The following is a 2,681-nucleotide window of genomic DNA, read 5'->3' as shown; positions in this document are numbered from 1 at the left end:
TCTGCAGGGCGTTGCGGCGCGACATGCCACGGTTGAGACGTTCGAACACCCGCAGGCTGTCCTGGCCGGAGATGAGTTCGGGGGTGTTTTTGTTGTCAGTCATAGCAAGGCTACCTGTCGATAATCGGAAGAATCGAGTGCTCACGGATGTCCGGAGCGTCCTGGAAACACAAACGACGGTGACGCAACAACGGCAACTCAGTGCAAATAGTCCTGGAAGCGGTAGTAAGCCCCCACGAACGGCAGGAACCACGGCTTGCCGAAATGCCCGGGAATCGCCGGCCATTCCAGTTCGCGCCAGGGGTTGGCGGCGGTATTGCCGGCCATGACATCGGCCATCACCTGGCCCATATGCACCGACATCTGCACGCCATGGCCGCTGTAGCCCATGGAGTGGAACACGCCGCCATGCTGGCCGGCGCGGGGCAGGCGGTCGGACGTCATGTCCACCAGGCCGCCCCAGCAGTAGTCGATCTTCACGTGCGCCAACTGCGGGAACATGTTCAGCATCGCCGCTTGCAGTACCTTGCCGCTCTTGGCGTCGGAGACGCTGTCGGACATGGCAAACCGCGCACGCCCGCCAAACAGCAGGCGGTTGTCCGGGGTCAGGCGAAAGTAGTTGCCGATCATGCGGCTGGTCACATAGGCGCGATGTTGCGGCAGCAACTGGTCGATCAGCGTCTGGGGCAAGACTTCGGTGGCAATGACAAAACTGCCCACCGGCACAATCCTGCGGCGGTACCAACCCAGGTCGCCATGCTGGCAGGCACCGGTGGCCAGCAGGACTTGCCCGGCGTGCAGTGAACCCTTGGCGGTGTTGACCTGGTAGCCGCCGGCCTGGGCCTTCCAATCCTTGACGGGGGTGTGCTCGTAGATCATCGCACCACGCCGCGCCGCCGCTTCGGCCAAGCCGACCCCGAAGCGGCCGACATGCATCTGCACGCCGTTGCGCTGCAGCAGGCCGCCATGAAACTGCGCCGAATGGACTTCAGCACGGGTCTGTTCGGCACTGAGCAGCTCGACCTCGGCATCCACCTCCTGGCGGATCAGCTCGCAGGTGCGGGCCAGGCCTTCGTAGTGCATCGGCTTGGCCGCCAGCTTGAGCTTGCCGTTGCGCACCAGGTCGCAGGCAATGCCTTCCTGCTCGACCAGTGACACCACCGTCTGCACGGCACTTTCATAGGCCTGGTAATAGGCGCGTGCCTTGGCGGCACCGAGGCTGGCGTGCAGCCCGGCGTAATCCTGGGCCACCCCGGTGTTGCACTGCCCACCGTTGCGCCCCGAGGCCTCGCCGATCACCCGCCCGGCGTCGAGCACCACCACACTGGCGCCCTTGAGCGCCAACGCCCGTGCTGCCGCCAGGCCGGTGAACCCAGCGCCGACCACAGCCACATCGACCTGCTTGGGCAAGCCGCCCAGCCGGGCACCGGTAAACGCCGGTGCGGTGTCGAGCCAATAGGATTCACTGCCCATGTCTTGCCCTCAGAGGTGTGCGGTTACAGACCGACCAGCGCCGGCAGCCCACCGATATCGGTGATCTGCTGGTAACCGTAGAACGCGTTGCCCGGCACTTCGTGGCCACGGGCAACGAAGGCTTTGTTTTTGATCTTCATGTCATGGGCCGGCATCAGGTCGTAACGGAAGCTGGACGACACATGCAAGATGTCTTCCGGGCCGCAGCCGAGGTTGTCGAGCATGAATTCAAACGCGGCCAGGCGCGGCTTGTAGGCCTGGGCCTGCTCGGCGGTGAACACCTTGTGGAACGGCGCGCCGAGCTTGTCGACGTTGGACATGATCTGGCTGTCGCTGGCATTGGAGAAGATCACCAGGGGAATCTTGTCGGCAATTTTCGACAGCCCGGCCGGCACGTCTGCATGGGGGCCCCAGGTCGGCACGGCGTCGTAATACAGCTGGCCTTCCTCGCGATAGTCGATACCCCAGCGTTTGCAGGTACGGGCCAGGGCGGTCTTGAGGATTTCATCGTAGGGGCGCCAGTCGCCCATGACCTGATCGAGGCGGTAGGCCGAGAAATCCTTGACGAACTGGTCCATCTGCTCGGGCTTGATGCGATCGGCAAACAGCTCGCGGGTCATGGTGCCCATATGGAAGTTGGTCAGCGTACCGTAGCAGTCGAACGTAATGAATTTGGGACGAAGAAAGCTCATTGAGTGCGGTCCTGGAGTTCGTTGAGTGTGACAAGCGTTCGCTGCCCTGGCGGCGCGTCGGCCTCGTTGCAGCACAGGTTCATTACACCACTGTGAAATCAGCATATGCCGTCTAAAACGACCTGCGCTCAATACAAACCACCGTTTTGGTGGCCGGGCTCAGCAGACTTTGCGGTGCGCGCCAGGCTTGGGCAGGGCCAGTGTTTGTGCGCTTTTAGGGGGCTTTTGGGGGTGCAGAGGCTTAAGCACGGGGGTGGGGGCGGCAGAAAGTGTGGCGGGTTGAACGGTGGGAGGGAGCTTGGTTCCGTGGCGGCCTTCGGGCCGACCATGTCGTTGGCTTTGAGCGAGTACATATCCGTTGCTGCGGTAACGGCGGCTATTGGTTCCGCCCTTACGGCGGGTCACTTTGGAAAAGCCCCAAAGTAACCAAAGGGCTCTTGCCCCACCACTCGGTACCTCGCCTAGGCTCGGTATGCCCGAACGCAGGCTTGAATCCGTGGGCCGCCGTCATGGGCC

Annotated in this window: 2 protein-coding genes; both read right to left on the bottom strand. The window is 62.8% G+C overall.

What is annotated here, in order from left to right:
• Positions 1–198: 198 nt before the first annotated feature.
• Positions 199–1,473 (bottom strand): NAD(P)/FAD-dependent oxidoreductase, encoded by a 1,275-nt coding sequence (locus tag BFQ01_RS04780; protein WP_065924409.1) that lies wholly within the window; start codon positions 1,471–1,473, stop codon positions 199–201.
• A 23-nt stretch (positions 1,474–1,496) separates the two neighbouring features.
• Positions 1,497–2,165 carry a haloacid dehalogenase type II gene (locus BFQ01_RS04775; protein WP_065924408.1) on the bottom strand — a complete coding sequence of 223 codons (669 nt, stop codon included), beginning with the start codon at positions 2,163–2,165 and terminating at the stop codon, positions 1,497–1,499.
• Between the last annotated feature and the right edge of the window lie 516 nt (positions 2,166–2,681).

The sequence above is a fragment of the Pseudomonas sp. 8 R 14 genome (genome assembly GCF_900005955.1).
Lineage (GTDB): Bacteria > Pseudomonadota > Gammaproteobacteria > Pseudomonadales > Pseudomonadaceae > Aquipseudomonas > Aquipseudomonas marginalis.
The sequence above is the reverse complement of the archived record's forward strand: the minus strand, read 5'-3'. Positions and strand labels throughout refer to the sequence as shown.